Annotated in this window: 5 protein-coding genes; 2 read left to right on the top strand and 3 right to left on the bottom strand. The window is 71.6% G+C overall.

The window, feature by feature from the left end:
* Positions 1–380: 380 nt before the first annotated feature.
* Positions 381–3,191, bottom strand: coding sequence for a DNA polymerase I (gene polA, locus D0Y53_RS12215; protein ID WP_117203596.1), 2,811 nt, complete (start codon positions 3,189–3,191; stop codon positions 381–383).
* A 155-nt stretch (positions 3,192–3,346) separates the two neighbouring features.
* Here polA and D0Y53_RS12210 point away from each other — a divergent pair, with 155 nt between their 5' ends.
* On the top strand, positions 3,347–3,661 hold the full coding sequence (locus D0Y53_RS12210) for a DUF2782 domain-containing protein (protein ID WP_117203595.1): 315 nt from the start codon (positions 3,347–3,349) through the stop codon (positions 3,659–3,661).
* Positions 3,662–3,709: 48 nt separating this feature from the next.
* On the top strand, positions 3,710–4,183 hold the full coding sequence (locus tag D0Y53_RS12205; RefSeq protein WP_147319070.1) for a hypothetical protein: 474 nt from the start codon (positions 3,710–3,712) through the stop codon (positions 4,181–4,183).
* Between the two features lie 13 nt (positions 4,184–4,196).
* Here D0Y53_RS12205 and D0Y53_RS12200 read toward each other — a convergent pair whose 3' ends face one another.
* Positions 4,197–5,234, bottom strand: a complete 1,038-nt coding sequence (locus D0Y53_RS12200) for an SDR family oxidoreductase (RefSeq protein WP_117203593.1) — start codon at positions 5,232–5,234, stop codon at positions 4,197–4,199.
* Between the two features lie 204 nt (positions 5,235–5,438).
* Complete coding sequence (uvrD, locus tag D0Y53_RS12195) at positions 5,439–7,679, bottom strand: DNA helicase II (RefSeq protein WP_117203592.1); 2,241 nt, start codon at positions 7,677–7,679, stop codon at positions 5,439–5,441.
* Between the last annotated feature and the right edge of the window lie 50 nt (positions 7,680–7,729).

Genomic DNA, 7,729 nt, shown 5'->3' with positions numbered 1-7,729 from the left:
GAGTGGACCATGGAGGGTCCACGACCCGACTTAAAGACAGGAGGTCGTCAGGAGGGCGCAGCACCCCCAGCCCGCCGGGCGGCGACTCCCTCCGAAGCCCGATTGCGGATCCCGCAGCGGGAAGGGAACCCATAAAAAAGCCCCGCGAGCCAGGGGGAGGGCTAGCGGGGCCGGGGAACGGTACCTGGGGAGGGGTAGCCGTTCCGGATCACTCCAGGGGAGGGAGATGATCAGCGACGGACCTTGCATCCGTCGCGAGCTATATGACCACTGTGCACATGGATAGTTCGTGAAGATTCCGCTCAAAAACGGTTGGGTTCAGGAAAGATTCATCGCCAAAACCCGGGCGGCGCCGACTGGTCCTGAGCACCGACCCGGGCTCAGTGCGCCTGGTCCCAGTCCGCCCCGACCCCGGAATCCACCACCAGCGGCACCCGCAGGCTGGCCGCGGCCGCCATCCGTGCCGACGCCTCGGCGCGCAGAGTCTCCACGAAGTCGTCGTCGACCTCGAACACCAGCTCGTCGTGCACCTGCAGCACCATCAGCGCCGGCGCCGCACCGGTGCGGCCGCGCTGGCCGGCCAGCCATGCATCGATGTCGATCATCGCGCGCTTGATGATGTCGGCGGCGGTGCCCTGCATCGGCGCGTTGATCGCGGCGCGCTCGGCGCCGGCACGCAGGCCCTGGTTGCGCGCATGGATGTTGTCCAGGTACAGGCGGCGGCCGAACACGGTTTCGACATAGCCGCGCTCGCGCGCCTGCTGGCGGGTGGCGTCCATGAAGTCGCGCACACCGGGATACCGGCTGAAGTACAGCGCGATGTAGTCCTGCGCCTCGCCGCGCGCGATGCCCAGCTGCTTGGCCAGCCCGAACGCGCTCATGCCGTACATCAGGCCGAAGTTGATCGCCTTGGCGGCACGACGCTCGTTGCCGCTGACGTCCTCGATGGCCTTGCCGAACACTTCCGCGGCAGTCGCGCGGTGGATGTCGGCGCCGCTGGCGAATGCACGCAGCAGCGCCGGGTCCTGCGACAGGTGCGCCATGATCCGCAGCTCGATCTGCGAATAGTCGCAGGCGAGGATGCGGCGGCCGGGCGGCGCGACGAAGGCGCGGCGGATGCGACGGCCGTCCTCGGTGCGGATCGGGATGTTCTGCAGGTTGGGGTCGCTGGAGGCCAGCCGCCCGGTGGCGGCGCCGGCCTGGTGGTAGCTGGTGTGCACGCGGCCGGTGGCGGGGTTGACCATCTCCGGCAGCTTGTCGGTGTAGGTGCTGCGCAGCTTGGCCAGGCCGCGGTACTCCAGGATCACCCGCGGCAGTTCGTGCAGCTCGGCGATCGCCTCCAGCGCCTCCTCGTTGGCCGAGGGCTGTCCGCCCGGGGTCTTGACCCGCGCCGGCAGCTGCAATTCCTCGTACAGCAGCGCGCAGACCTGTTTCGGCGAATCCAGGTTGAAGGTGCGCCCGGCCAGCGCAGTCGCCTGCTGCTGCGCGGCGAGCATGCGCTGGCCCAGGTCCGCCGACTGGCGCCGCAACTCGGCGGCGTCGATCAGCACGCCGTTGGCCTCGATCCGCGCCAGCACCGGCACCAGCGGCATCTCGATCTCGCGGTAAACGCGTTGCAGCGACGGTTCCGCCGCCAGCTTCGGCGCCAGCAGCCGGTGCAGGCGCAAGGTGATGTCGGCATCCTCGGCGGCGTAGCGGGTGGCATCCTCGAGCGCGACCTGGTCGAAGCCGATCTGCTTGGCGCCCTTGCCGGCGACGTCGGTGAACTGCAGCGTGCGGTAACCGAGGTAGCGCTGCGCCAGCGAGTCCAGGTCGTGGCGGCTGGCGGTGGCGTTGAGCACGAAGCTCTCGAGCATGGTGTCGTCGGCGTAGCCGGCCACGTCCACGCCGTGGCGGCGCAGCACGTGCAGGTCGTACTTGCCGTGCTGACCGAGCTTGCGCTTGCCCGGATCGGCCAGCAGCGGCCGCAGCGCCTCCAGCACCTCTTGCATGGGCAGCTGCGCCGGCGCGCCGGGATAGACGTGCGCCAGCGGGATGTAGCAGGCGCGCCCGGACTCGACTGCCAGGCTCAGCCCGACCAGTCCGGCGCGCATCGCGTCCAGGGCGTCGGTCTCGGTGTCGAAGGCGAATTCGTCGGCCGCCTGCAGCTTCGCGACCCAGGCCTGCAACTGCGCCCGGGTCAGCACCGTTTCGTAGTCGCCGGGAGCGGCGAGCGCGGCATCGGGCGCGCCCTGCGGCGCCGTCGCGGCGCGCGCATAGCCGGCCGCGGTGGCGCGGAGCGCGCCCTTGCCCCCCGGCGCCGGCTCCGGCGCGACATTGCCTTCCAGTTCGCGCAGCGCCTGGTTGAAGCCGTAGCGGGTGTAGAAGTTTCGCAGCGTCTGGGTGTCGCGCGCGCGCAGCTTCAGGGCATCGGCCGGCAGGTCCAGGGGCACATCGGTTTTGATCGTCACCAGCTCGCGGTTGAGCGGCAGCCGCGGCAGCGCGGCGCGCAGGTTGTCGCCGACCTTGCCCTTGATGCCGGCGGCGGCCGCGATCACGCCGTCGAGGCTGCCGTATTCGGCGAGCCACTTGGCCGCGGTCTTGGGGCCGCATTTCTCGACTCCGGGCACGTTGTCGATGGCATCGCCCATCAGCGCCAGCAGGTCGACGATCTGCGCGGCGCGCACGCCGAACTTGGCGGCGACCGCCTCGTCGTTGTCCAGGCGGCTGCCGCTCATGGTGTTGACCAGCTCGATCCGGCCGCCGCCGTCGAAGCCGCGCACCAGCTGCGCGAAATCCTTGTCGCTGGTGGAGATGGTGACCGCGCTGCCGGCGCGCGCGGCCGCCAGCGCCAGGGTGCCGATCACGTCGTCGGCCTCGACCCCGGCGATGCGCAGGATCGGCAACCCCAGCGCCTCGACCACCTGCAGCATCGGCTCGACCTGGACGCGCAGGTCCTCCGGCATCGGCGGACGATTGGCCTTGTACTGCGGGTACAGGTCGTCGCGGAAGGTCTTGCCCGGCGCGTCGACCACGAATGCGGCGCAGTCCGGCTGCTCCTTGAGCGTGGCGCGCAGCATGTTGACCACGCCGAACAGCGCGCCGGTCGGCTCGCCGGCGGCGTTGGACAGCGGCGGCAGCGCATGGAAGGCGCGGTACAGGTAGGAGGAGCCGTCGATCAGGACAAGGCGGGGCGGGGTCTGCTCGGGCATGCGTCCGATTCTACCCGGCCCCTCTGCCCGGCCCCTTTCCCCGACGCCCCCGGCGTCGCATCCTGCACGCATCGCTTTCCCTGCCGCACCCGGACGCCGCGGCACGCGCTGCACGCCGGGCACGGCATAATCCCGTTCCCGCCCGGAGCCCGACCATGCGCACCCCGACGCCCCTGCTGCCGTTCGCCGCCGTCCTCCTTGCCGCCACCGGCCTTGCCGCCTGCGCCAGCAGCGGCGGCGCGCCGGCAGACGCCGCCTATGCCGTCCCCGAGGGCGCGGTGGAGGTCGTGCGCGTCCAGGACAACGGCGACGTGGTCCACGAATACCGCGTGCAGGGCCAGCTGCGCATGGTCAAGGTGGTGCCGGTGCGCGGCCCGACCTATTACTTGGTCGACCGCAACGGCGACGGCCGGCTCAGTCCGGAGGACGGCGACGTGCCGGCGACCTACTACAAGCTGTTCGGCTGGTAGCGGCCGCGGCCGCGTGCCCGCCGCAAACGTCACCCCGGGAGACATCCGATGCTGCGACCCGTCCGCCTTGCCTTGTTCGTGCTTGCGCTCGCCCTGCCGTCGGCCCTCGCCGTCGCGCAGACGTCGCGTCCCGCCCTGATCCGCCCGGCGGCCGCACCGGTTGCCGTACAGCCGGCGGCGGCGATCGACCAGACCCGGGTGATCCAGCGCCGGCTCAAGCTACTGGGCCAGCGCAACCGCGCGCTGGAGAGCCGGGTCGCCACCCTGGAGGAAGCGCTGCGGGAGATGCGCGCGCGCACCGAACTCACCTGCTCGGGCACGACCTCGGTCAACGGCCGTGGCGGTTCGGACGACTGCACGCCCTACGCCTGCAACCACGTCGACGGCCGCTGCCGGGTCACGGCGGCGAAGACCGAGCATTGCGCGCCGGGCTTCGTCTGGAACGGCGGCAACCAGTGCGTGGCGCCGCCGCCGGCGGATCAGGAGAAGGATTGCGGCTTCCTCGGCTTCGGTTGCCTGTAGCCGCCGATCCCGGCTAGCCGCGCGGCCCGCCCATCACCGGCAACACCACGCCGTTGACGTAGGACGCCATCACCGGCGAGGCCAGGAACACGAAAGCAGGCGATACCTCTTCCGGCTGCGCCGGGCGCCCCATGTCGCTGTCCTGGCCGAATGTCGCCACCTGCGCCGAGGCCTTGTCCGCGGGGTTGAGCGGCGTCCACACCGGGCCCGGCGCCACCGCGTTCACGCGGATGCCGCGCTCCAGCAGGTTGCTGGCCAGCGACTTGGTGAACGCGTGGATCGCACCCTTGGTGGCCGCATAGTCGAGCAGGTGCTTGCTGCCGAACAGCGCGGTCTCCGAGCCGGCGTTGATGATGCTGCCGCCCTGGCCCATGTGCGGCAGCGCGGCGCGCGCCATGTGGAAGTAGCCGGCGATGTTGGTCTGCAGCGTCTCCTGCAGGTGCGCCTCGGTAAGGTCCTCCAGCGCCTCCGCGTGCATCTGGAATGCGGCGTTGTTGACCAGCACGTCGAGACGGCCGAAGGCGTCGACCACCTGCCGCACCACCGCCTCGCACGCCGTCGGATCCTTCACATCCGCGGCGATGGCGATGCAGCGCGCGCCTTCCGCCTCGACATGGCGCTTCGTGTCCTGCGCGTCGCGGTCCTCGCTGAGGTAGGCGATCGCGACGTCCGCGCCCTCGCGCGCGAACAGCACCGCGACCGCGCGGCCGATGCCGGAATCGCCGCCGGTCACCAGCGCGACCATGCCATCTAGCTTGCCGCTGCCCGCGTAGTCCGGCGCCAGGAAGCGCGGCGACGGGTCCAGCTTGTGCTCGAGCCCAGGCTTGCGCTGGCGCTGCTCGGGGAAAGGAGTTTCCGGCTGCCGCCGGGGGCCGGCCTGCGCCGGCTGCTTCGCCCTGGCGCCCTTCGCCGCCGGCGCTGCCGGCTGTTTTGTCGGTTTCTTCGCCGCCGACGTCTTCGCGTTCCGACGGTCCGCTCCCGCCTGGATGCCGCGCTGCCGCGCCGCCGCCTGTTTCGGCTTTCCGCTGGACCTGGCAGTGCGCGCGGCCATGGCATGGCTCCCGGTTGGGCAGGCCACGACGCTAGCGGCGGCGGCGTTGACGCGACGTGACCCGGGCGCGGCATCCGGCTGAATCGCGGCGGGGGCGCATCGCGGCCGGTCGATCGCCGCGGCCATGCCATCGCTCGCAAAGGCCAGGCCACCTCGCAATGTCACGGCCGGCCGCGCCCGCGCAGGACCGACCGAGGGTCGGCGCTACAGCGGCTGCAGGTTGGCGTAGGCCAGCACCAGCCACTTGCTGCCGGCGCCGTCGAAATTGACCTGCACCCGCGCGTGCGCGCCGCTGCCTTCGTAATCGGTGACGGTGCCGGTGCCGAAGGTCGGGTGGCGGACATTGGCGCCCAGGCGGATCGCCGGCGTCTCGAGCGCGGCGTGGCCACGGTCGCGGCGCGGCATCGTCGCCGCCAGCGGCCGCGACACGTTGACCCGCGGCCGCACCTCGTTGAGCAGCGACGCCGGGATCTCGCGCAGGAACCGCGACGGCACCCCGTACATGTCCATGCCGTGGATGCGCCGCGCCTCAGCATAGCTGAGCACCAGCTTCTGCCGCGCACGGGTGATGCCGACGTAGGCCAGGCGCCGCTCTTCCTCCAGCCGGCCGCTCTCCTCCAGCGACTTGCCGCTGGGGAACAGGCCTTCCTCCAGGCCGGCCAGGAACACCAGCGGGAATTCCAGGCCCTTGGCGCTGTGCAGAGTCATCAGCTGCACCCCGTCCTCGCCGGCCTGGGCCTGGCCCTCGCCGGCCTCCAGCGCGGCGTAGGACAGGAACGCGACCAGTTCGCTGGACGCGGCGGCTTCCTCGTCCTCGTCGCGCTGCACGAAGCGCGAGGCGACCGAGACCAGCTCGTCGAGGTTGTCGGTGCGCGAATCCAGCGTGCCCTTCGACTCGGCGTCGTAATGCGCGCGCAGGCCGCTGCGCGCCAGCACATGGTCGATCTTTTCCGGCAGCGGCAACTCGCCGAGCTCCGCCGTCAGCGCCTGCACCAGCGCCTGGAACCCGGCCAACGCGGTGCGCGCGCGCGCCTGCAGCGCGGCGCCGGCGACCACGCGCTGCGTCGCCTGCCACAGCGACAGGCCCTCGCCGCGCGCGCACTGGCGCACCGTGTCCAGGGTGCGCCCGCCGATGCCGCGCGCGGGCGTGTTGACCGCGCGCTCGAACGCCGCATCGTCGTCGGGGTTGGCGACCAGCCGCAGGTAGGCCAGCGTGTCCTTGATTTCGGCGCGCTCGAAGAAGCGCTGGCCGCCGTAGACGCGGTACGGGATCTGCTCGGCCAGCAGCGCCTCCTCGAACGCGCGCGACTGCGCGTTGCTGCGGTACAGGATCGCGGCGTCGCCGTGGCTGCCGCCCTCGCGCACCCACTGCGCGATGCGCTCGACCACGAACCGCGCCTCGTCGATCTCGTTGTAGGCGGCGTACAGGTCGAGCGGCTCGCCCTCGCCGCTGTCGGTCCACAGCTGCTTGCCGAGGCGGTCGGGGTTGTGCGCGATCACCGCGTTGGCGGCGGCGAGGATGTTGGCGCTGGAACGGTAGTTCTGCTCCAGCCGCAGCGTGGTCGCGCCGGGGAAATCGCGCAGGAAGCGCTGCATGTTCTCGACCCTGGCGCCGCGCCAGCCGTAGATCGACTGGTCGTCGTCGCCGACCACGAACACGTGGCCACGACTCTCATCGCTGCCGCTGCCGGCGAGCAGGCGCACGAAGCCGTACTGGATCGCGTTGGTGTCCTGGAACTCGTCCACCAGCAGCTCGCCGAAGCGCTGCCGGTAGTGCGCCAGCAGCGCCGGGTGGTCGCGCAGCAGTTCGTGCGCGCGCAGCAGCAGCTCGGCGAAGTCGACCAGGCCGGCGCGGTCGCAGCGCTCCTGGTACAGCGCGTAGGCCCGCTGCATCGTTTCCAGCCAGACGTCGCCGGACGCCGGCTGCAGGTGCTGCGGACGCCGGCCTTCGTCCTTCTGCGCGTTGATCCACCAGGCGATCTGCCGCGGCGGAAAACGCGCCTCGTCCAGCTCCAGCTGCTGCACCACGCGCTTGACCAGGCGCAGCTGGTCGTCCGAATCCAGCACCTGGAAACCTTCCGGCAACGCGGCGTCCTGCCAGTGCAGGCGCAGCAGGCGGTGGGCGAGGCCGTGGAAGGTGCCGATCCACATGCCCGTCCCGAGCGCCGGCGCCGCCGCAGGGCCGCGCGCGCCGCCGCGGCCGGCGCGCGCGAGCAGGCGCTCGGTGCGGCCGCGCATCTCCGCCGCCGCCTTGTTGGTGAAGGTCACCGCGAGGATGCCGTGCAACGGCACGCCGTGCACCTCGTGCAGCCAGGCGATGCGGTGGGTCAGTACCCGGGTCTTGCCGGAGCCGGCGCCGGCCAGCACCAGGTAATGCCCCGGCGGCGCGCTGACCGCCTCGCGTTGCGCCGGGTTGAGGCCGTCGAGCAGGTGGGAGACATCCATCGCGCCATTCTACGGGCGCGCCTCGGAGGACGACGGCGGGCGGCGAGCGA

The sequence above is a fragment of the Cognatiluteimonas weifangensis genome, assembly GCF_003416885.1.
GTDB lineage: Bacteria > Pseudomonadota > Gammaproteobacteria > Xanthomonadales > Xanthomonadaceae > Cognatiluteimonas > Cognatiluteimonas weifangensis.
This window is presented reverse-complemented; position numbering and strand designations above follow the sequence as displayed.

Coding starts and splice junctions, on each gene's coding strand:
- polA (WP_117203596.1), bottom strand. CDS start 3,191: ATGCCCGAGCAGACCCCGCCCCGCCTTGTCCTGATCGACGGCTCCTCC.
- D0Y53_RS12210 (WP_117203595.1), top strand. CDS start 3,347: ATGCGCACCCCGACGCCCCTGCTGCCGTTCGCCGCCGTCCTCCTTGCC.
- D0Y53_RS12205 (WP_147319070.1), top strand. CDS start 3,710: ATGCTGCGACCCGTCCGCCTTGCCTTGTTCGTGCTTGCGCTCGCCCTG.
- D0Y53_RS12200 (WP_117203593.1), bottom strand. CDS start 5,234: ATGGCCGCGCGCACTGCCAGGTCCAGCGGAAAGCCGAAACAGGCGGCG.
- uvrD (WP_117203592.1), bottom strand. CDS start 7,679: ATGGATGTCTCCCACCTGCTCGACGGCCTCAACCCGGCGCAACGCGAG.